The sequence below is a fragment of the Streptomyces sp. RK62 genome, from assembly GCF_018070255.1.
In the GTDB taxonomy this organism is placed as follows: domain Bacteria; phylum Actinomycetota; class Actinomycetes; order Streptomycetales; family Streptomycetaceae; genus Streptomyces; species Streptomyces nigra.
Genome location: NZ_JAGPYD010000005.1, coordinates 376,219 through 399,436, shown reverse-complemented (window position 1 = coordinate 399,436; position 23,218 = coordinate 376,219). Strand labels below are relative to the sequence as shown.

Annotated in this window: 7 protein-coding genes; all 7 read left to right on the top strand. The window is 72.0% G+C overall.

Annotated features, from left to right (window positions below; translation table 11 throughout):
* Positions 1-382 precede the first annotated feature (382 nt).
* The 7 genes from KBY32_RS12670 (at position 383) to KBY32_RS12640 (ending at position 23,127) form a co-directional block, all read left to right on the top strand.
* On the top strand, positions 383-3,106 hold the full coding sequence (locus KBY32_RS12670) for a type I polyketide synthase (protein WP_210980022.1): 2,724 nt from the start codon (positions 383-385) through the stop codon (positions 3,104-3,106).
* Positions 3,107-3,125: 19 nt separating this feature from the next.
* The gene (locus KBY32_RS12665) at positions 3,126-6,566 is read left to right on the top strand and encodes a MupA/Atu3671 family FMN-dependent luciferase-like monooxygenase (RefSeq protein WP_210980021.1); all 3,441 of its coding nucleotides are present in this window, start codon (positions 3,126-3,128) and stop codon (positions 6,564-6,566) included.
* Positions 6,563-10,030, top strand: a complete 3,468-nt coding sequence (locus KBY32_RS12660) for a non-ribosomal peptide synthetase (RefSeq protein WP_210980020.1) — start codon at positions 6,563-6,565, stop codon at positions 10,028-10,030. Before KBY32_RS12665 ends, KBY32_RS12660 begins: the two co-directional genes overlap by 4 nt.
* The gene (locus KBY32_RS12655) at positions 10,027-20,172 is read left to right on the top strand and encodes a non-ribosomal peptide synthetase (protein ID WP_210980019.1); all 10,146 of its coding nucleotides are present in this window, start codon (positions 10,027-10,029) and stop codon (positions 20,170-20,172) included. Before KBY32_RS12660 ends, KBY32_RS12655 begins: the two co-directional genes overlap by 4 nt.
* Positions 20,169-21,176, top strand: a complete 1,008-nt coding sequence (locus KBY32_RS12650; protein ID WP_210980018.1) for a TauD/TfdA family dioxygenase — start codon at positions 20,169-20,171, stop codon at positions 21,174-21,176. Before KBY32_RS12655 ends, KBY32_RS12650 begins: the two co-directional genes overlap by 4 nt.
* 57 nt (positions 21,177-21,233) lie before the next feature.
* Complete coding sequence (locus KBY32_RS12645; RefSeq protein ID WP_210980017.1) at positions 21,234-22,343, top strand: phytanoyl-CoA dioxygenase family protein; 1,110 nt, start codon at positions 21,234-21,236, stop codon at positions 22,341-22,343.
* A gap of 64 nt (positions 22,344-22,407) precedes the next feature.
* A complete protein-coding gene (locus KBY32_RS12640; protein ID WP_210980016.1) occupies positions 22,408-23,127 on the top strand; it encodes a hypothetical protein in 720 nt (239 codons plus the stop codon).
* Positions 23,128-23,218: the final 91 nt, after the last annotated feature.

Here is a 23,218-nt window from a genome sequence, read left to right as displayed (position 1 = left end):
AGACACCCCAGATGCCATCTCCACGATCGCCAGCTGCTGAAGCAACGGCACTTCCTGGCCACAGCCACCTACCAAACTGCTCAACCCAGGCGAGACCACCAACTACTGATCAGAAAGCCGCTGTTGGACAACACGGCAGCTCTCGCCACCCTGTCCATCAGCAACCACACCACGTAGGCCCACCGCCGCCAACCACTGACACCAAACCAGCGCATCCCAACAAAATGGACTTTCTTCACTATGCTGCACTTCCTGATGGGATCCGCTCTGGTCAGGAGGTGCGTGATGGCCCTGCGAAAAGGCGCACCGCCATCACGCGTACGCCGCAGAGTTCCGCTCGAATACTGGCGTGCCTGTGTACACGTGCTGAGAGGGGCGAGTCGTGCCCGATCTTGACGCGGTGGCCATCGTGGGTATGGGCTGCCGGTTTCCCAGGTCACCGTCGCCGGAGGTGTTCTGGGAGCAGTTGTGTTGCGGTGCTGATTTGGTGGGGTCACCCACAACGGGCCGGAATAGCAGTGATCGGAATCTTGGCACCAGCCGCGCGGAACTGCGCGACATGGAGGTGCCGGGCAATTACATCCCCGACGTCGATCTGTTCGAACCGGCTTTTTTCGGAATCACGCCGCGCGAGGCTTCGGCGGTCGACCCCCAGCATCGGATCCTGCTGGAGGTGGCCTGGGAATCGCTGGAGCATGCCGCGATCGATGCGAATACGCTACGCGGCCGACCCGTCGGCGTCTTCGTGGGGTTGTCCACGAATGACTACGGCCTGCTCGCGGACAAGGTATCCGACCCGGTCGGGCCGTACATGGCGATCGGCAACGCGAAGAGCCTCGCCGCCAACCGCATCTCCTATGCGCTGGACCTGCGCGGGCCGAGCATGACCATCGACGCCGCTTGCGCCTCGTCGCTCATCGCAGTCCACCAGGCCTGCCGCAGCCTGAAACTCGGCGAGGCGGACCTCTGCCTCGCCGGCGGCGTCAACCTAATCCTGAGCCCGACAGCCTCAACCAGCTTCGCGCGCGCCCGCATGCTGTCCCCGCAGAGGCGCTGCCGCAGCTTCGATCATTCGGCCGACGGATACGTGCGCGCAGAAGGCTGCGGGATGGTCGTACTCCGGCGACTGGCGGACGCGGTGCGAGACGGCGACCCGGTCTGGGCCGTCATTCTCGGAACGGCGACCAACCACGTCGGCGCCGCACCAGCCATCACGGTCCCGGTGGCCCAGGCGCAGGCAGAGGTCATTAGCACCGCGCTGGCCGACGCGCGCGTCGACCCCGGCGAGGTCGGCTACGTGGAGGCGCACGGAACGGGTACCCCATCAGGAGATCCTGTCGAGTTGGCTGCCCTTGCTCAGGTGTTCCGGTCGGCGTCCTCGACTGGCGCGCGCTGCGCGGTGGGCTCGGTCAAGTCCAACCTCGGCCATCTCGAGGCGGCGGCCGGGGTGGCCGGCCTGATCAAAGCGGTACACGTCGTGCGCACCGGGCTGGTGCCGCCCAATCTACATTTCGACCGGTTCGCCGATGACGTGCCCGACGTCACCGACCGGCTCTTCGTGCCGACCGAGTTGCAGCCCTGGGGCCGCCCGGGCCCCCGACGCGTCGCAGGTGTCAGCGCGTTCGGCTTCGGTGGGACGAATTGCCACGTGGTAGTGGCCTCCGTTGCCGACACCGGCGCAGCACGGCCGCCCGCCGCTACCAGCGGACCCTACTTGTTGGCGCTCAGCGCCCGCACCGAACAGTCGCTAGCGGCCCTAGCGCAACGACACGCGGCCCACCTAAAGACGCACCCCGATGTGGCGCTCAGCGACATCTGCCACACCATGGCCGTAGGGCGGGCCACCTTCGGTCACCGAATGGCCGTGCGCGCGCCGTCGGCCGAGGCGATGGCTGAGGCAATCGTCTCGAACACTCTAGGTAAGCACGCCGCTTGCGTCTGGCGCTCCTCGGGCGACCGTCCCCGCGTAGGACTTCTGGTAGGAAATCTGACGGGCGTCCGCGCGCCGGATTGGCTTGCCTCCGTCCCTGCTGCGGCAGCCGCCGACCAGCGGCTGGGCCCGTCGGCCACGACCGAGGCTCAGGTCGTCGCGTTTCGCACCCTCTACCGGCTCATCGCCGCCTGGCACGCCTGGGGGGTCCGTCCGGACCTGGTGGCGGGCGTGGGCACCGGGAACCTGCTCGCGATGGTGGCCGCCGACGTCCTCGCGGCGCACGACGGACTGGCGCTCACGAGGCTGCGAGCGTGCGGGGCTGGCTGGCGCGGGGCGGCGGGGCGGCTGCGTGCCCCGACGACCCCACTGTTCGTCTCCGGCTACGCCGGCTCCGGCGAGGGCCGCTCACGCGACGAGGTCGACTGGGCCGAACTGTGGCGCCCTCGGCGTGCAGACGGCGCCGCCGCCGACGCCCTCGCCTGGCTCCGGGCCCGCGGCGCCTCCGTGGTGCTGCAGTTGGGCGATGCGACGCCGGCGGGCGGGGCCGGGCCGGGGCTGCCCACCGCAGCGGGCGCGTCGGAGGGCAGCGGGCTGCTGGACGCGCTCGCGCTGCTGTTCACCGCCGGTGTGCCGCTCGAACTCGGGGCGGTGCCCGTCATGGCCGGAACCCGGCTCCCCAGCCTGCCCACCTATCCGTTCCATCGACAGCCGTTCTGGTTGGCCGACCGCTTGGACGACCGCGCCGCTGACCCGGCCACCGGCGCGCGCCGGACGGACCCGGCCTCCGCGGCTGGCCTGCTGAGACCGGTCGGGACGGAAGGCACGAGCTGGGAGCTGGTGATCGACACCCAGCGCTTGCCGTATGTGGCCGACCACCGCGTCCACGACGCCGTCGTCGTTCCAGGCGTCACGCTGCTGGAAGCGGTGTCGGCGGCCGCCCGCGACCGGCTGGGCACGGCCGGGCTGCGCTTCCACAACGTTGAGTACCGCCGGGTGCTCATCCTCGACGACGGCTCGGCCCGGGTACGGCTACGGCTCAGCGCGCAGACCGACGGCTCGCTCGCCTTTCAGATCCTTAGTGCAGGTGAGGCGACGGCCGAGCCAGCGGCGGAAGTGGTCAACGTCGAGGGCCGAGTGGCGCGGGCCAACGGGCTCGCCCACCCTGAGGGATGAAGGTTGAAGGAGCTCGCCGATGGACTTCAGCATCATGTTCTTCTCCTCCGGGGAATCCGGCGCTTCCGGAGCGGACGGCGCGGCCCGCGGGCGGTACGAACTCGTGCTGGAGGCTGCGCGGTTCGCCGACGCGAGCGGGTTCACCCGGGTCTGGTTGCCCGAGCGGCACTTCGTGCCGTTCGGTGCGCTGCATCCCAACCCCGCGGTTCTGGCCGCCGCGCTGGCCGGTCAGACCCGGCGCATCCGGCTCGCCGCTGGCAGCGTGGTAATGCCGCTGCACGACCCGTTGCGCGTGGCCGAGGAGTGGTCCGTCGTCGACAACCTCTCCGGCGGACGGGTCGACGTCTCATTCGCCTCCGGCTGGAATCCTGATGACTTCGCCCTCGCGCCAGCCGGCTACCCCGATCGGCACGCGCTGACCCGGCAGGGGTTAGCGGCCACCCGGCTGCTGTGGCGCGGGGAACGGCTGAGCCGAACCTCCGGCACCGGTCAGCCGATCCAGGTGCGAGTGTTTCCTACCCCGCTCCAGGCGGAGCTGCCCACCTGGCTGACCGCCGCCCGGAATCCGGAGACGTTCCGGCTCGCCGGCGAGCTGGGCGTCAACGTGCTCACATACCTCGTCGACCTGGGCCTGGACGGGCTCGCCGACTGTGTGCGCACCTACCGGAAGGCCCGCGCCGACGCCAGCCACGATCCCGGCACCGGCGTGGTGACGGTGATGCTGCACACGCTGCTGGACGACTCGAAGCCGCGGGCGCGCCGCCGCGCCGAGCCGCACTACCACCGGTACATGCGGGCAAACGCCGGGCTGCTGGCCGGGGCGGCCGCCGCCTTCGGCCGACAGATCGCGGTCGACCGGCTGTCCCCAGCCGAACTCGACACGCTGGTGGCCCACCAGTTCGACCGGGTCTTCGAGCACCTGTCCTTCATGGGGTCGCCGGAATCGTGCACCCGCCTGGCCCACGCGCTGGACGGGATCGGAGTGGACGAGGTGGCGTGCCTGCTCGACTTCGTCGCCGATCGCGACGAGGTGATGGCAACGCTATCCGGGCTCGACCGGGTGCGGGAGGCGCTGGGGGCGCCGCCCGCTCCGCAGGCCGCTCGGCGCCCCGGCGCCCCGACCACCGCACCTCCCGCCTCACTGGCTGCCGTGCTGTCCGGCCTTCCGCTCACGCTCGACGAGCGGGACTTCTACCGGCTGCTGCGCGAGCAGGGCGCCGACTACGGCGCGCGGTTCCGGGCGGTCGAGCGGATCTGGGTGGGGAACTGCGCGGCGGTCGCCCGCCTGCGCCCACCGCCGGGCGACAGGTGCGACGACGCGAGGTACGCCTACGGGCTGCACCCCGCGACCCTGGACAGCTGCTTGCTCGCTCTGTTGGCCATGGCGCTGGCGCCGGCGCACGCCGCGAGCGGGTACGCCCTCGGCCTGCCCCGCCGGATGGGCGAGCTGACGATTACTCCGACCGGCGCCCCCTGCATCTGGGCACACGCGGTGCTCGACCGCTCCGGTCCGGCATCTACGCGCGCTTGGCGGGGCGACGTGCGCGGCCTCGACGAGCAGGGACGGGTCGTGATCGAGGCGCGGGGAGTGGAGTTCGACCGGCCGCGGGCGGTTCTGGCGCTCGACCATGCCGGTGGCCGCACCTACGACCGGGGCTGGCAGCGGGTGCCGGAGTCGGCAAGCACGACCGGCCCGGACCCGGCCCAGTCCTGGCTACTCGTCGCCGATGACGTCAAGCTCGCCGACGGGGTGCGCCGCCACCTCACGCCGGGAGCGACCGCGACCGTGTACCCGCTGTCGTGCCTGCTGGAGGCGCTGCCGCAGGCCGCATCGACCGGCGCAGGTGTCGACCCGGACGCGATCCGCGCCGCCATCGTCGCCTGGCACGGTCCGGATCACCCCCGCGTCGACGGTCTCGCGTGCGTCCTCACCGACCAGCGGACCGGCTCGCCGCAAACCGTCCAACACCAGGCCGAGGTGGCGGCGGCGGTCGCCGTCGGCCTGGCCCGGGCCGCCGCCGACATCGCCTCGCCCGCGGCCGAGCTGCGCCTGGTCACGCGGGGCGGCCAGGTTCTGCCGGAGGACCGCAACCCGTCGCCAACGGCCACAGCCGTGCTGTGGGGGCTGGGCCGCACCCTGGACCGCGAGTGCCCAGCGCTACGGGTGACGCTGCTCGACCTGGACCCTGCGGAGCCGGTGCGCCCGGACGCCGTCGCCCGGCTGCTGAGCCACGACGAGCCCGAGCTGGCGGTGCGCCGGGGCGAGCAGTGGCGGCCCAACCTCAGCGAGGTGTCCGACCCAGCAGTCGCAGCGTTCCGGCCCGACCCCGACCGGGCGTACCTGGTCACCGGGGCCGGCGGAGGGCTGGGCGGACGGCTGGCCACCTGGCTGGCCGCCGTCGGCGCGCGTCACCTGATCCTCGTCGCCCGCTCTCCGATCGACCCCGACCTTCCCGACCACCGGGCGGCCGAGCACCTCGGCGCCCGGCTGTACCGCTGTGCTGCCGACGTCGCCGACCCGATCAGCCTACGCAAGGCCCTCGACGTCAGCCGCGACGCCGGCTGCCCTCCGCTGGCCGGCGTGTTCCACCTGGCCGGAGTGCTTGCCGACGCGACCTACGCCACCGTCGACGGGGCGGCGCTGTCGGCGGCGCTGCGGCCCAAGTGCGCCGGGTTGATGGCGTTGGCGGAGGTCACCGCGGACACGCCGCTCGACGTGTTCGTCTGCTTCACCTCCCTCGCGGCCGTCGCCGGCTCGCCAGGCCAGGTCGCCTACGCCGCCGCCAACGCGTTCGCCGACAGCTTCATGCTGGCGCACCGCGCGCGCGGCGTAATCGGGGTGGCCATCGCGTGGGGGCCGTGGGCCACCGGTGGAATGGCGGCTGGCGAGCGCATCGCGGACTGGCTGCGTGCCCAGGGGGTCACGCCGCTGTCCGAGGCCGATGGGCTTCGCCACCTGTCCGCCCTGCTCACCGCCGGGGCCCGCAGCCCGCTCGTGCTCGGCGGCAACGCCGACTGGCAGGCCGTGCGTCGGCTGGCGCTGCGCCACTGCCAGGCGTCCGACCACCTGGCCACGGCTGGCACCAATACTGCGGTGGCCCCAACCCGCATCGATCCGGCCTTGCCGGACCTGCTGCAGATCCCGACCGAGCAGCAGCAGGCCGCGGTCCTGGCCGCCCTGGCCCAGCTGATCGCCAGGATCAGCGGACTGCCCGCCGCGCAGATCGAGCCGACAACCACGCTGACCGAGTTGGGGCTGGACTCACTCATGGCTCTCGAGCTACGCAACGTGCTCGAAGCGCGCTACGGCGTGGCGGTCCCGATCCGGGACCTGCTGCTGAACGAACAGACGGTCGGCGGGGTGTCTGAGGCGCTGCTGTCCGGGCTCCTGCTCGCCGCCGCGAGCCAGCCGGCCGGGGCCGAGCGGCACGGCGCGTCCGTTGAGGTGATCGAGGTATGACGCTCGTCGAGCTGCTCGCCGCGCTGACCCGGGCGAGCGTGCGGCTGTCGAGCCGCGACGGTCGGTTGGTGGTGAGCGGGCCGCCCGGCGCCCTGGACGCCCCGCTGCGCGCCGCCCTCGCCCAGCACCGCACTGAGCTGCTGACCCGGCTCGCCGGGCAACCGCCCGCCCCGGCCCGGTCCCCGGCGACGGCACCACCCCGCCGTTACGCCCCCTCGTTCGGCCAGGAGCGGCTGCTGTTCTTCGACGCGCTGCGCCCCGGCAGCGCGGCCTACAATGTCTCGTCAGCACTGCATCTCACCGGCCCCGTCGACGTGAGCGCGCTCCAACGCTCGGCGGCCACGGTGGTCAAGCGCAATGCCGCGTTGCGCACCTGCTTCGCCCGTGAGGACGGCCGGCCGGTCGCGGTGGTGGCCGACCGGCTGCGCGCGCCGATGCCGATCGTCGACCTGAGCTGCCTCACGCCGGACGAGAGATCGGCGCGCTACGAGGCGCGCTGCGCGGCGATCGGAGGCCGGGGCTTCGATCTAGCCCACGCTCCGCTGTGGCGCTGGGAGCTGCTGCGGCTAGGCCCCCACCACATCGCGCTCGTGGCCGCGTTCCATCACAGCATCTGCGATGGATGGTCGCTGGCCGAGGCGACGCGCCAGCTCGCCGCAGACTACGCGGCCCGGCTGGCTGGCGTGCCAACCGGGTCGTCGAGCCAGCCGGCGGACGAGGTGGCCGACTACGCGGCGTACGGGCAGTGGCAGCGCGCCTACGCCGCCAGCGCCGCCCACGCGGCCGACGAACGGCACTGGCGCGACCGGGTCGGGTCGTTCCCTCGCCAGCTCGACTTGCCCGGAACCCGGCTCCGGCCGCGACAGCTGACCGATCGCGGCGGACGCCATGCGGTGCGCCTGTCCCCCGGCCTCGACGCGGCGGTGCGCCGGACCGCGCGCGCCCACGGGGTGTCGCTCGCGGTGCTCTTCACGGCCGCGTACGGGCTCTTGCTACACCGCTGGTCGGGCCGGGACCGGCTGCTGTTCGGTACCGCCGTCGCAAATCGACCGAGCAGCCAGTTCCAGCGCACCTTCGGGTTCTTCGTCAACTGGCTGCCGATCCGCTCCGAACTGCACGGTGAACCCACGTTCCACGAGCTCGTGCAGGCGATGCGAACGGTCTGCCTCGACGCCCACGAGCACCAGAACCTGCCCTTCGACCATCTCGTGCGGGTCCTCGGCGGCGCGCCCGACCTGTCCCGTCACGCGCTCTTCCAGCACATGCTGGTCTTCCATGTGCCGGCCCGCCGGGTCCACCTGGCCGATGTCGCCTGCTCTCTGGCGCCCTACCCGACCGGCACGGCCAAGGTCGACCTAACGCTGTTTGTAACCGACTGCCGCGACGCCGTCCCGCTGGCGGGTGCGGGTGGCGATCTGCTGCTCGAGTTCGAGTACAGCAGCGACCTCTACGACGCAGCGATGGTGAGGCGGCTGGCCGACGCGTTCGTCCGGCTGCTGGAGCTGGTCACGGACGCACCCCATGCTGCCGTGCGGACCCTCGACATCGACCCGGGACCTCGTACTGTCTCTGCCGCCACCGCGCAGAACGCTGCCGCCCCGCCCGACGCCGACGTCGGCCCGCGCCGTCCGCGACCGGACACGCTGCCCGCGCTGTTCGACGCCCAGGTGCGTCGGACGCCAGCCGCCCCCGCTCTGGAACACGACGGACGGACGGTCAGCTACGCCGAGCTCGCCCAGGACAGCGTGCGCATCGCGGAGGCGCTGCGGGTGCGGGGCATCGGCCGGGGTGATCGGGTCGGCGTCTGTCTGGACCGGTCGGTCGCGGCGGTGGCCGCGATCCTCGGGGTGCTGCGTGCCGGCGCGGCCTACGTTCCCCTCGATCCGAACCTGCCTGCCCGGCGGCTGCGCGGGCTCGCGCACGACGCCGCGTGCGCCCTGCTGCTGGTCGATCGCGCGGGGTGCGCCGACCCTCTGCAGCCGCACACGGCAACGGTTGAGGAACTGCTGCGCGCCCCGGTTGACGACCGAGCAGCACCCGCCGAGACCAACGGCGACGACCCCATCTACCTGATCTACACGTCGGGCAGCAGCGGCGCCCCCAAGGGGGTGGTGTGCCGCCACAGCAGTGTGGTCAACTTCGTCGCCTGGCTCAACCAGCACCTGTCGACGACCCCGGCCGACCGGGTGCTGCTGAAGACCCCACTGTCGTTCGACGCCTCAGTGCGCGAGCTGTTCGCGCCACTGACTGCCGGCGCGTGCGTCGTCCTAGCCCCGCCCGGCCCTCGCGTCGACCCCGACGAGCTGAACCGCGTGGTCCACCGCGCGGGCGTCACGATTTTCCACGCGGTGCCGTCGCTCTACGACGAGCTGCTGCGCCGACCCACGTTCCAGCCCAGCGCGCTACGGCACGTCGTGTGCGGCGGGGAGACACTCAGCCCGGCCGTCCTCGCGCGGCACCGCGAACGATGTCCCGCCACGCTGCACAACGTGTACGGGCCGACCGAGGCCACGGTCGACGTCACCGTCTGGACCGACGACGCACGCCCGCACCCGCCTTTCGTTCCCATCGGCCGCCCGATCGCCGGTCACCGGATCACGATCATCGACCCCGAGCTCACCACACCGGTGCCAGCGGGCGCCGCGGGCGAACTGGTCATCAGCGGCCCCGGAGTTGCCCTCGGCTACTGGAACCGGCCCGAGCTAACCGCCCGCAGCTTCGTGCCCGACCCGCAGGGAGAGCCGGGAGCGCGCCAGTACCGCACCGGAGACCGCGGACGGCTGCTACCCGACGGGTCGGTGGAGCTGCTGGGACGCGTCGACCGGCAGGTGAAAATCCGAGGACACCGGATCGAACCGGAGGAGGTCGAGCGGGTGCTGCTCGGGCATTCTTCTGTGGCGGCCGCGGCCGTAGTCCCCGCGACCGTAGCAGGAGACCCGGCGCTCCTGGCCTACGTGGTTTCGGAGGCCGGCCACGGAGACGACCTGACCCACCTGCCGCGCTTCCTGAGCGACCGGCTGCCCGCGGAGATGGTGCCCCGGCTGTGGGTACCGCTGGCCGAGCTGCCGCGCCAGGCCAATGGAAAGGTGAACCTGGCCGCGCTGCCCGCCCCACCCGAAGAGCAACCCGCACCACCCCCCACCCACGACCCCGCCCGGACCCACCACGCCGGGGGGCGCTCCCACGAGCGCATCGCCGCCCTTTTCGCTGCCCTTCTGGGTACCGGACCGGTCCCCGACGACGGCGACTTCTTCCGCCTCGGTGGCCACTCGCTGCTCGCCGTGCAGCTGGTGGCGCGCCTGCAGGAAATGTTCGGTGTGCCGCTCACGGTAAGCGATGTCTTCGAGCAGCCCACCGTGCAGGGCCTCGCGCAGGCCGTGACGCGCGCCAGGCAGGCCAGCGGGACCGCCCGGCCACCGCTACAGCCAGCCCAGCGGCCCACCGACCACGGAACGACGCCATGAGCCGAGCCCAGATCGAGCCCGACGCCAGCGGCGGCCTGCGCCTTCCGCTGTCGTTCCCGCAGCGCCGGCTGTGGCTGCTGCACCGCCTCGACCCCGACAGCACCAGCTACAACATGTCATCCGCGCTGCGGCTTCGCGGCCCCCTGGACGAGCGCCTGCTCCAGCGCGCGGTCGACACGATCCTGGCGCGGCACGAGATCCTGCGCACCACATTTCCGCTGCGCGACGGCGAGCCGGTGCAACTGATCCACCCCACCGTGGCCGTCGACATCCCGCGCATCGACCTCAGCGGGCTGCCCCCGGCGACGGCCGAACACGAGGCACGCCGCACCTGCGCCGAGCTGGCCCGAAGCCGCTTCGATCTGGCCAGCCCCCCGCTGCTACGGCTGCGGTTGGTGCGGCTCGGGCCCGCCGACCACGTCCTGGCGGTGTGCCTGCACCACATCGAGGCCGACGGCTGGTCGCTGGGCGTCTTCGCGGCCGAACTCTCGACGATCTACACGGCGTTCGCGCGGGGCCGTCCGGTGCCGCTGCCGCCGCTGCCAGCGCAGTACGCTGACTTCACGGTGTGGCAACGAGGATGGTTGCAGGGCCCCGCGCTGGAGAGCCAGGTCGGCTACTGGCAGTCCCAGCTGGACGACCTTCCGCCGACCCTGCGGCTACCCACCGACCGGGCGCGCCCACCGACCCGCTCCAGCCGCGGCGGCACCTACCGGTTCGCGCTAGACGCATCCACCAGCACCGCAGTCCACCGGCTGTGCACCACACATGGCGTCACGCCCTACATGGTCCTGATGGCGGCACTGCAGGCGTTGCTGTCGCGGCTCAGCGACCAGGACGACTTCGTGCTCGGCACGGTGGCGGCCAACCGCACCGACGCCACCCTGGAGCCGTTGATCGGCTTCTTCGTCAACACGCTGCCGGTGCGCGCCGACGTGCGCGGCACACCGACGTTCACCGAGCTCCTGGCCCGGGTCCGGACCCGAGCGGTGGACGCTCTGGCGCACCAGGACCTGCCCTTCGAAATCCTGGTAGACCGGCTGCACCTGGCCCGGTCCAGCGGGCACAACCCGCTGTTCGACGTGCTTTTCGTGATGGAGAACGCGCCGGCGCCGCAGTTCGCCATGGGCGAGCTGGACGTGACGGCGCTGCAGGTCGACCGTGACGACGCGAAGTTCGACCTGACCCTGTTCGCCACCCCGCAGGCTGGCGGCTTCGACTGCGCCATCGAGTACTCCCTCGATCTGTTCGACACCACCACGGCGGTGCGCCTGGCGCGGCAGTTCGAAAGGCTGCTCAGCCTGGCCTGCCAGGACCCGTCGCGCCCGGTCACCGAGCACGATCTACTGACCGCGGCCGAGCGACGCACGGTTCTGGTCGAGTGGAACCGCACGCTGGCGCATCGGCCCGCAGGCTGCCTACCCGACCTAATCGCGGCGCAGGCCCGCGCCACCCCCCAGGCCCCCGCCGTGCAGGCCGGCGATACGAAGATCAGCTACCGGGAGCTCATGGCGGGAGTCGACCGGCTCGCGGCGGGACTGCAGGCACGGGGGGTCGGACCCGGCGATCTCGTCGCGGTGCGCCTGCCGCGGAGCCCCGAACTGATCATGACGCTGGTGGCGGTGCTGGCGACCGGCGCGGCCTACGTGCCGATCGACCCCGGGTACCCCGAGCCCTACGTGCGCGGCCTGCTGGCCGACTGCGCGCCCCGCTGGGTGATTACGGACCGGTCCGGCGAGGCGGACGCCCCGCGCACCTGGATTGGTGTCGGCGAGCTCACCGGTACCCCTGCTCCGGGCGATCGATGCCCGGTCGGCGGCGGCGACCTCGCCTACGTGATCTATACGTCGGGCTCCACCGGACGGCCAAAGGGCGTGCTGGTCGAGCACGGCGCGCTGGCCAACGTGGTCACCTGGATCGCCGCGGAGCTGGCGATGACCGCCACGGACCGGGTGCTGCTCAAGACCCCGATCGGTTTCGACGCCTCGGCGCGGGAGCTGTACCCGGTGCTGGTCAGCGGCGGCACGCTCGTCCTCGCGCCGCCCGGCGCGGAACGCGACCCCCGCGCCCTCGCCGAGACGCTGCGCGACGAGCGGATCACGGTGTTCCACTGCGTTCCGTCGGTGCTGTCGACCATCGTCGAGGAGCCGGCGTTCGACACCGCCCTCGCTCTGCGCGCGGTGATGAGCGGCGGGGAGGACCTGTCGCGCGACCTCGCGCTCCGGTTTACCCGCCGGTCCCCGGCCCGGCTCTACAACGTATACGGACCCACCGAGGCCACCGTGGACGCCACCTTCCACCGGGTTGACCCCAAGATGTCCGGACCTCTGGTCCCGATCGGGCAGCCCATCCCGAACACGTTGGTGTACCTGCTCGACGACGACGGCCGCCCGGTTCCAGTAGGGATGCCGGGACGGGTGCACATCGGCGGCGTCGGGGTGGCCCGCGGGTACCTCAACGACGAAGCTCTAACCGCCGCCCAGTTCGTGCCGGACGGCTTCCGCGATGTGTCCGGGGCGCGGCTGTACGTGACGGGCGATCGTGCGCGCTACCGCGCCGACGGTGCGCTGGAATTCCTCGGCCGGGACGAGAGCACGGTTAAGGTCGGCGGCGTGCGGGTGGCGCCGTGCGAGGTCGAGCAACTGCTGCGGAGCGCGCCGGACGTGGCCGACGCCGCGGTCGTCAACGTCCCCGACGGCGCCGAGCAGAGCCGGCTGCAGGCGTACATCGTCGCCGCCGACCGCCCCGATCCCCCGCTCGATCCGCCGGCTAGCGAGCGGGACGGCAGCGCAGCCAAGCGCGATGACGCGCTGGGGGCGTGGCGGCACACGTTCGACGAGCTCTACTGCGGCGAGCCCGAAGGACCCGACGAACTTACCAACACGGTCGGCTGGCGCGACAGCTATCGGCGAGAGCCGATCCCCGACGACGAGATGCGGGAATGGATCGACGGTACGCTCGCGCGGGTCCGCCGACTCGACGCCCGCGACGTTCTCGAGCTTGGCTGCGGAACGGGCCTGCTTCTGCTACGGCTCGCTCCCGCCTGCCGCCGCTACGTCGGGCTGGACTTCTCCGCGCCGGCGTTGGCCCACCTGAGGCGGCAGCTGCGCTCGCTCGGCCTCGGCCACGTGGACCTGCACGAGCGGGCCGCGCATGACCTCGACGGGCTAGACGTCGACGAGCTCGACGCCGTGGTGCTCAACTCCGTCGTCCAGTACTTCCCGAGCGGGTCGTACCTGGCGCGAGTCCTGGACCGGGCGCGGGCCGTGCTGCGCCCCACGGGCGCGCTGTTCGTCGGCGACGTCCGCGACCGGCGCCTCGGCGAGGTCCTGCTCGCATCGGTCGCGCTGCGCCGAGCGCCCGACAGGGCGCGGTGCGCTGACGTGTACCGCCGGATCGCCTACCGGTCGTGGACGGAGCGGGAACTGCTGGTCGATCCGGGCTTCTTCACCCACTGGGCGGGGCGCGGCGGCGGCTGGGCCCAGGCGGAGCTCAAGCCCGGCAGGATCCACAACGAGCTGACCAGGTTCCGGTACGACGTCACGATCCACCTCGGGTCGCCCTGCCCGCCGGTGCCCTCGATCCCCTACCGCGACCTGGCCGGCGACGGCGACCTCGTACGCTGCCTGCGTGCCCGCCCCGACGGGGTCCGGGTGACCGGAGTGCCGAACGCGAGGCTGCGCGCCGAGGTGGCCGCACACCGGCGCCTGCGCAGCGCCGCGGCTGAGGACCTCACCGTGGGCGAGCTGCGCCGCGAGCTGCGACAAGCCGGCGATGCTGACGCGGTCGACCCCTGGGAGCTCACCGAGCAGATGCGGAGCGGCCCGCCGCCGATTCTGCTGGTGAGCGAGGACGCCGACCGTTTCGACGTGGTGCGCCCACCGGCCGGGTGGCCTGGTGCCGGCTCGCCCCAGCGACCCGCACGGGCGGGCTCGACCCCCGGTTCCCCGCGGGCCACCGCGGCGTGCTGGACCACGGCTCCGCGGCGGGCCCAGCACGCTGCGGCGACCGCCGCTGGCGCCCGCCGGTACCTGGCCGAACGGTTGCCGTCCGCGATGGTGCCCGCCAAGGTCATCGCCTTGCCGACGCTGCCCCGGATGCCCAATGGCAAGCTCGACCGGCGGGTACTCGCCGACCGGTACCCCGAGCGGCCCGAACTTGACGTGCCGTTCGCGGCGCCGACCAATCCCACGCAGATCGACGTGGCGCGCGTCGTGCAGCAGCTGCTCGGCATCGACCGGGTGGGCCAGCACGACGACTTCTTCCAACTCGGCGGGCACTCCCTGCTGGGCACCCAGTTGGTGTCGCGGCTGCGCGAGCTGTTCGGCGTCGACGTCAAGCTGGTCGACCTGTTCGAGTCCCCGACCGTCGCCGGGTTGGCCCGGGTCGTGCAGTCCCGGCGCGGCGGCGACCCAGACCACGTGGAGCTCATCTCGCGCCGGCACACCGGCGACCCGCTGGCTCTGTCGTTCGCGCAGGAGCGGCTGTGGTTTCTAGACCAGTTGCATCCAGGCAATCCGGTCTACACGATCGCCCACGCAATCCGCCTGTCCGGATGCTTCGACCTCGCGGCGTTCCGCGGCGCGGTGGGCGACGAGATGACCCGACAAGCGTCGCTGCGCACCCGGTTCGTAGTTGTCGAGGGCCGACCGACGCAGGTGGTGGACCCGCCCGGCGCAGCAGTCGAGGTCCCCCTGGTCGACCTGACTCACCTGCCCGCCGACGAGCGGGACGAAGCCGCCCGCGGCCAGGCCGCCGAGCTGGCCGCCCGCCCGTTCGACCTCGCCCGCGGCCCGCTGCTGCGGCTGTTGGTGCTGCGGCTGGCCCCGGCCCAGCATCTCGTGGTCGTGGTGATGCACCACATCGTCGCCGACGGGTGGTCGATGGGTGTCCTCGTCGCCGAGCTGGCCGCGCACTACACAGCTCGGGTCAGCGGCGTTCCCGTGCGGCTCGCCCCGTTGACCATCGACTACACCGACTACGCAGTGTGGCAACGGGAGTGGCTGCGCGGACCGGTGCACGACCGGCAGTGGCAGTTCTGGCGCGACCACGTGGGCCAGCCGCCTCCGGTCCTGCGGCTGCCCACCGACTTCCCCCGCCCCGAGGTCGCCCGGTGGACCGGGGAGACGCTGGAGTTCACCGTCGACGCCGCGACGACGCGGGCGCTCACGCGGTTGGGCGAAGAGTGCGGCGCCACCCTGTTCATGGTTCTGCTCGCCGGCCTCGAGGTGCTGCTGCACCAGCTGTCCGGACAAACCGACTTCGTGGTCGGCACGGTGCTCGCCAACCGGCACCACCGACAGGTCGAGCCGTTGATCGGCTTTTTCGTGAACGCGGTGCCACTGCGCGCGCAGCTGTCCGGAGAGCCGAGCTTCCGGACCGTCCTTGAGCGGGTACGCACAAGCGTGCTTGGCGCGCAGACGCACCAGGACTTCCCCTTCGAACGACTCCTCGAACTGCTCGACGTAGGCCGGGATAGCACCTACCAGGCGGTGTTCCAGGTTCTGTTCGCCATGCAGAACGCGCCGCTGGACGAACCGGAGCTGGCTGGCCTGACCGCCTCGCGGGTCCGGCTGCCGCGCCGCGGCGCGATGTTCGACCTGAGCCTGGAGGCGCGCGAGAGCGGCGGCGAGCTGCGGTTCGCCCTCGAGTACAGCACCACCCTGTACCGGCGCAGCACGGCCACCCGGCTCGCCGACCGCTACGTCAGCCTGCTCTCGCGCCTCGTGGACCGACCCACGACGGCGATCAGCCGGCTGCCGCTGATGCCCGCGCACGAGGCGAGGCAGGCACGACTGCTCGGAACCGGGCCAGAGGCCACCTATGCCCACGGCGAACGGGTCGAGCACCTGATCGAGCATCGGGTTCGGCAGCATCCCGGAGCGGTGGCCCTTTCCAACGGCAGCGACCAGCTATCCTACGAGGCGCTGTGGCGCGCCTCCGGCGCGTTGGCCGCGGCGCTGAGCGGCAGCGGCGTCGTCGCCGGAGACCGGGTGGGGGTCTGCGTGCCGCGCGGGCCGGCGAGTGCCGTGGCGATCCTGGGCGTGCTGCGCTGCGGTGCCGCGTTCGTGGCGCTCGACCCCGAGTACCCGTCCGATCGGCTCGATCTTCTCATCCGGGAAGCGGGCATCGGCACGGTGGTCACCGGGCCGGAGTCGAACGAGCTCTTCGACGGCCGCGGCTGCGCCACGATCGCGTGGTCACGGCCCGACGGCGCCCACCACCCGCCACGCCGCCCCCCGTCGGACGCTCGTGCTCCGGCGTACCTGACCTTCACCTCGGGATCCACCGGTCGGCCCAAGGGCGTGCTCGTGCCGGCCGCGGCACTGTGCGACCGGATCCGAGCTAACCAGCAGGTCCTGCCGCCGCTGGGCGGCACGGACCGGTTCCTGCACTGCTACTCGTTCAACTACGACGGCGGCATCATGTCGCTGCTGTGGCCGCTGGCCGCCGGAGCCACGGTGGTGTTCGCCCCGCTGTCCGACCTCGGTGACGGCGACCGGCTGGCCGAGCTGGTCGTCGCCAAGGGCATCACCGTCATCGACGCCATCCCCGCCGTGCTCAGGGGGCTGTTCCAGGCCCGGGCGCTGGACCACAGCGTGCTGCGGCATGTGATCACCGGCGGGGAGGCCGTGCCGGCCGAGCTGCCGGAGCTGGCGCTGGGCCGCCTCGACATCGCCTTCAGCAACCAGTACGGGCCCTCCGAGGCGGTCGTGAATGCCACCTCCTGGACCTGCGATCGGCGGTCGTGGGACGGGCAGGTCCGCATCGGCCGGCCCCTGCCGAACACCGAGGTGCTGGTCCTCGACAACAGCGGCCGGATGTGCCCGATCGGCGTTCCCGGGGAGCTGTACATCGGCGGGCGCTGCTTGGCTTTGGGCTACCTCAACGACCCCGACGCGACCGCGAGCCGGTTCGTCCGCACCCGGTACGCGAGCACGATCTACTACCGCTCGGGCGACAAGGTGCGCCTACACGACGACGGCCAGCTCGAGTTCGTCTCGCGGCTGGACCGACAGGTGCAGATCCGGGCGATGCGCGTCGAACTCGGAGAGATCGAAGGCGTCCTGTCGACCCACCCGAAGGTGGCGCAAGCCCTCGTCACGGCGTCCGTCGCCAATGGGCAGCCGCAGTTGGTCGCCTACGTGGTGCCACACGAGCCGGAGGTCGACTCGGCCGCGACCGCCGCCCGGGTGCGGGACTGGGCCGAATCATTCCAGACTGTCTACACTTCGGCGGGCGCGACCGCCGACGCCGCGCGGGACTTCACCGGCTGGGACAGCACCTCCACTGGAGCGCCACTGCCGCGCCAGGACATGGACGAGTGGCTCGACGCCACGCTCGCCCGCATCCGGGCCGTGCCGGCCGCCGCTATTCTCGAGGTCGGCTGCGGGATGGGACTGCTTGCCCTGCCGCTTGCGGCCCACTGTCGCCGCTACACCGCGCTGGACATCTCGGCCCGGGCCGTGCAACGGGTGGCCGAGGCGTGCCGACGGCGCGGGCTCGACCACGTCGACGTCCGCCTCGGCGCGGCCACCGACATGGCCGCCGTCGCTGCCGAGGCGCCCTTCGACCTGGTCATCCTGAACTCGGTCGTGCAGTACTTCCCATCCCGTTCCTACCTGCGCCGGGCGCTCACCGACGCGCTCCTCGCCGTCGCGCCGGGCGGGCACGTCTTCGTTGGCGACGTCCGCGCCTGGCATCTGTCCAGCTTGTTCCAGCTGTCCCTGCAGCTCGCCGAGGCCGAGGCCGACACCCTGGCCGCCGACGTGCGGCAGGCTGCCACGCTCCGCGCCGCTGCGGAAGACGAGCTGACCGTCGCCCCCTCCTTCTTCACCTCGCTCGGCGGATCGCTGGGCGAACCCGTCGACGTGCAGGTATCGGTCAAGCGCGGATGGCGCGCCAACGAGCTGACGGACTTCCGTTACGACGTGCTCCTGCGCCGCGGCACGCCCGCGCCCGGCCGACCTCAGTCAGCCGGGCCAGCGCTGCCTGCGGTAGCGCCGGCCCGGCTGACTGAGGTGCTGGCCACTGGCAGCGCGGAGGTGGTCCGCGTTGGGCCGCTGGCCAACGCGCGAACCGACCGGTGGGCCCGGGTGCAGCATCTGCTGGCCGAGCCTCGGCACGATGGCCGCCGCCTGGCGGCGGTGCTCGCCGACGCCGAGGGGGCCGGCGGGGGGCCTGCCGTACATCCCGAGGAGCTGTGGCGCCTCGGGGCGCAACACGGCTACCGGGTGAACGTGTCGTTCACCGGCGAGCCGGACGGCTCGCTGGACGCCGTGTTCGTGCGGGCGGACCGGGCCGGCGACGATCCGATCCTCCCCGTATCCGCGCCCGCCGCGGCCAGGGCGTGCGTCGACACCAACGCTCCGATGCTGGCCGCGGTCGCGCGCCAGCTGCGCCCGGCGGTGCTCCAACATCTCGAGCGCCGGCTGCCGCGGCACATGGTGCCGACCACCGTCGTCTTCCTCGACGCCCTGCCCGCGCTACCCGGCGGCAAGACCGATCCGGCCGCGCTGCCGATCCCCTACCCGCAGCCCGATCCGGCCGGCCCCGCCGCCGAGCCGCCGCTGGACGTCCTTGAGGCCGAGCTGGCCGAGATCGAGGCGGACCTGCTCGGTCTCCCGGTCACCAACCGGCACGCGGAGTTCTTCGGGCTGGGCGGGCACTCGCTGCTGGCGGCGCAGCTAGTAGCGCGCATCCGGGCCGCAACTGGGGTCGATCTGCCGGTCCAGGCCGTGTTCCGCACCCCCACCATCGCCGGGTTGGCGGCGGCGGTCCGGCAGCAGCTACGGGCACCGGAGCGCGCCGCGGTCGCGCCGGTACCCGCCAGCACAGTGACCGGTAGCGACCCCGCCGCGCCGCTGTCGTTCGGGCAGGAGGAAGTGTGGCGCCGACTGCGCGCGCCCGGCGCGGACGCCGCGCAGTTGGCGCAGCTGGGCTTCGCGGTGCGACTTCGGGGTCGGCTGCAGATCGAGGCGCTGGCCGAGTCCCTCACCGCGGTGCTCGATCGACACAGCGCGCTGCGGACGAGGATCGTAGAGGATGCGTGCGGGGTACAGCAGCGTATCGTCGAGCCCGGCCGCGACGTCCTCGACGTCGGCCGGACCCCCGCCACGGCGGGGGCCGACGTGCTCGCGGCGCTGCGGTCCGGCCTCCGGGCGCCGCTCGACCTGCGCGACGGCGGACCGCTCGGCGCGGAGCTCGTCCGGATCTCCCCCACCGAGCACGTCCTGCTGCTGCGCCTACACGCGATTGCCGTGGACGGCGCGTCCGCCCGCATCGTGCTCACCGACCTCGCTGCCGGGTACGCCGCCCGGGTCGCCGGAGTTAGTGCCGACCTCGCCCGGCCGCTGCAGTACCCGGACCTGGCCGCAGCGGAGCGGCGCCAGGCCGACGCGGGCCGGTGGGCGCAGCTCCCAGCTTGGCGCACGGCGCTGGTCGACTTCGACCCACTGATCCGCTGGCCGGACGGCGCGCCTGCCCCCGCCAGCGAGGGGCGGCTGGAAACGTTCGTCGAACCCGACCTGCTCGCGTCGGCGCGCGAAGCATGCCGGCGCCGCAACGCCACCGTCTTCGCCGGCCTGCTGGGCGCGTACGCCTCGGCGCTGGGCGAGGTGACCGGGCAGCGGCGGCTCGTCGTCGGGGTGGCCAGCGCCGCCCGGTCTTGGCCGCAGCTGACCGACGTGGTCGGCCCGCTCGCGGTGGACCTGCCGGTCGGGGTCGACCTGGACGGCCCCGGGGCAGCAGTCCACAGCGCCAGCGAAGCGCTGCGCGGCCTGCTGTCCCGAGACCCGGTGCCGACGCCGGTCCTGACCCGGGCGCTCGGGTGGCGCCACGAGCCCGAAAACCCGGCCGTCGACGCCAGCCTGAGCCTGCAGGAGGAGCTGCCGCGCGTTCCGGACCTGCCGGGGGTACAGGCGACCCCACTGCGCACTGATGTGCTCCCGCCGCTCACGACCCGGGTACGCCTGTCGGTGCTCGCGGCGAACGGCGGGCTGCGCTGCTACCTGCGCTACCGCGCCCTCGACCCGGCGCACGCCCAGGCTCTGCTCGACCAATTCCGCCACTCGTTCGCCGGCGAGGTCTGCGCCGACGCGCCCCGCCAGGAATCCCCGCGATCCCTTGGGAGCATGCCATGACTGTCGACGCTGCCTTCACCCTGGACGCGGTCCGGACCGGCCCCCCACCCGACGGCGAACACGGGCTCCCGCTGGTCGTCACCGCACCGTCGGAATTGGAAGAGGTGTCGCTCGGGTCCTGGCTGGCAGGCCACCGGTCGTGGCTGCTCGACACGGCGCAGCGATTCCCGGCGGTGCTGTTCCGCGGCTTCTCCGTGGCCAGGGTCGGCGATTTCGAGTCCTCGGTGCTCGCCGCCGGCGGACAGCTCCACGAGCGCTACGGCGATCTACCCGAGCCGCTACCGTCGTGCCAGTTCGCCCGCCCCGCCACGCCCTACCCGGCGGACCGGACAATCCTGTTCCACAATGAGGGCGCACACCTGGCTGGCGCGCCGCAGCGGATCTGGTTCCACTGCGAGCAGCCGTCCGAGCGAGGGGGCGCCACCCCGCTCGTGCCTACCTCAGTCGTGCTGCAGCGCCTGCCCCGGCCGCTGCGCGCGGCGTTCGAGGCGCGCGGGCTGCGCTACGTGCGACGCTTCGTGCCGGGCCTGGACGTTCCATGGCGAACGTTCTTCGGCACCAACCACCCCGACGCCGTGGCGGCCCGTTGCCGGGACCTCGGTGTCACGCCCACCTGGGAAGCCGGGGCCGTGGTGCAGACCGCCGGTCTGCGGCCGGCCGTGATCGCCCACCCGTTGAGCGGACAGCTGGCTTTCTTCAACCAGCTTCTCCTGCACCACCCCGCCAGCCTGGACCCAGACACCCGCGCCGCCCTGTTCGACCTGTTCGGCCCAGACGGGCTGCCGCGTTCGGTCACCTTCGGCGACGGCAGCTCCATTCCCGACTCGGCGGTCGAGGACGTTATCGCCGTCATGCGCGAGGCGGCGTTCGCGTTCCCGTGGCAGCGCGGCGACGTGCTGATGCTCGACAACGTCGCGGTCGCGCACGCCCGCCAGCCGTACGCGGGCCGACGGCAGATCAACGTCGCGCTCAGCGCCCTGGCCTCAGATCAACCGATCGGATGACTGCCGCGCCCAGCCGCGTCGGCGCGCCATTGCCCTCACCCCGCCTCAGGAGGCCTCATGCAGCAGCACCCCTCCCCAGACCTCGGCCGAGACGCCCCGCCCGTCCGGCCGGTGCTCGACCGGGTGGCGCCCAGTCTGTCCCCCACCGAGGTCGACCAGTTCTGGCGCGACGGCTACTTCGGACCAGTCGATGGATCGGTGCCCCACGACCTGCTCGACAGGGCCGCCGCAAGGCTCGACACAGTGATCGAGTCGCGCGCGCGGCACCCACTGTACGGGCGCTTCTCTGTGCGCGATTGGCATCTGGTCGAAGCCGACATCCTCACTCTGTTCACCGACCCGGCGGTCGTCGGCCGGCTGGTCTCGCTGCTCGGCGACGACCTGGTCCTGTGGCGTACCAAGGTGTTTCGCAAGGCCGCCAGCGAGGGGCAGCTCGGCTGGCATCAGGAGTGGGGGGCGTTCAACGGTGAGGAGATCGGCAACGACGTGCCTGGGCTGCAGCCGGCGTCGGCCGCGGTCGGCGGACTGTGGAACCTGACCGTCTGGATCGCCCTAGACGATGTCGAGGCTGACCGCGGACCGATCCGCTTCGCCCGTCGCAGCCACCGCCGCCGCTTCCCCGTGGAGATGGCTGCGATGAGCAAGTCAGAGTTCTGGCACGACCCGTTCCTCGCTATCGACGATCCGCAGACGCTCGTGCAGCGGGCCCGGGACTGTTCGCTCGTGCTCGACATCGATACCTCACACGCGTTCGACGGTGTGGACACCGAACACCTCACGCTGGCCGAGGCACGCACCCGCATCCTCGACGCTCTGTCGCGGGAAGTCGGCGCCGTCACGCTGGACTTCGACGAGGCACAGCAGGACATCGTGTCGATGCCGATGCGCAAGGGACAGTTCGTCATCTTCACAGAGCGAACCATGCACGGATCGTCGGGGAACCGGTCGGACCGGCGGCGCCTGGCAATCAACGGTCGGGTAACTCGGGCGGACACGGTCGTGTACCCGGGTCGCCTGCGCGGCGAGGTCATCGACGGCTCCAACCTCAACATCTCACACCACACTTGCGTTCTGCTGTGCGGTCGCGACACCTCGCACGGACGCAACGTCTTCGGTCGCCCCAACACCGAGTCGCCGCTCGATCAGAACGCGCACTCGCGCAGCTGAGCGTCTATCGGCACGTCGGAAACGGCGTTTCTCACCCGTCCACCCTCTCACTTCGGAGGTCATCATGAGGGTTCGTGTTACACGCACCATCAAAGCCCAACCGACCAGGCTCGACGAACTACTGGCACTGACTGTGCGCACCGCCGAGCACGTGGCGGAGCGCACCGACATCCGCCCGGACGTGTTTGCCGTCCGCTACGCGCCCAAGGAAGCGGGTGACGTCAAGGTCTTCACGGACTTCGACAGCTTGGCCCAGTATGAGGAGCTGTTCCTCGCAGGTCTGCTCTCCGACGCGCAGTACCTCGATCTCGCCGAAGAGGCAGCCCAGCTGGTGCGGCAGGAGCCGCGCGACGAACTGCTGGTGCTGCTCGACCGCGACGACTTCTTCCTCAACTACAAGGACCAGACCTCGCAGGAGCCCATCAACCCTCCGCGCGGCTCCCAGCCGCCGCGGCGCTACCGGCTGATGCGGCACGTCGACGTGTCAACCGGGCGGCTGCGAGAGTACATGAAGCGGGCCTTCGAGTTCGCCGACAGGTTCCAGGAAGTGACCAGCATGCAGCCGGAGGTCTTCTGTACCCGGTTCGCGGCCGAGCGCATCGGGTGCTCACAGGTGTTCTACGATTACGACGACTGCCCGATGTGCGGTCCACTGCTGCTCGGGCAGGAGCGCGAACTCGCGGACACCCCCGGCCTGCTGGAGCGGCCGCCGATCGACGAGTTGTACCAACGGATCGGGCACGAGGAGCTCGAGGTGGCTTTCCGCACCGTCGGCAGTCGATGACGTGACCGACGGGCCGAGGAGGCTCTCGGCCCAGGTACCGCCCGGCTAGTACTCCAGTCTGGTTTCGCGATCTTGTGGCCGTACCTGGCCA

What these genes read in the sequence shown, in the direction of transcription:
- KBY32_RS12650 (WP_210980018.1), top strand. Translation starts at nt 20,169, where the DNA reads ATGACTGTCGACGCTGCCTTCACCCTGGACGCGGTCCGGACCGGCCCC.
- KBY32_RS12645 (WP_210980017.1), top strand. Translation starts at nt 21,234, where the DNA reads ATGCAGCAGCACCCCTCCCCAGACCTCGGCCGAGACGCCCCGCCCGTC.
- KBY32_RS12660 (WP_210980020.1), top strand. Translation starts at nt 6,563, where the DNA reads ATGACGCTCGTCGAGCTGCTCGCCGCGCTGACCCGGGCGAGCGTGCGG.
- KBY32_RS12655 (WP_210980019.1), top strand. Translation starts at nt 10,027, where the DNA reads ATGAGCCGAGCCCAGATCGAGCCCGACGCCAGCGGCGGCCTGCGCCTT.
- KBY32_RS12640 (WP_210980016.1), top strand. Translation starts at nt 22,408, where the DNA reads ATGAGGGTTCGTGTTACACGCACCATCAAAGCCCAACCGACCAGGCTC.
- KBY32_RS12665 (WP_210980021.1), top strand. Translation starts at nt 3,126, where the DNA reads ATGGACTTCAGCATCATGTTCTTCTCCTCCGGGGAATCCGGCGCTTCC.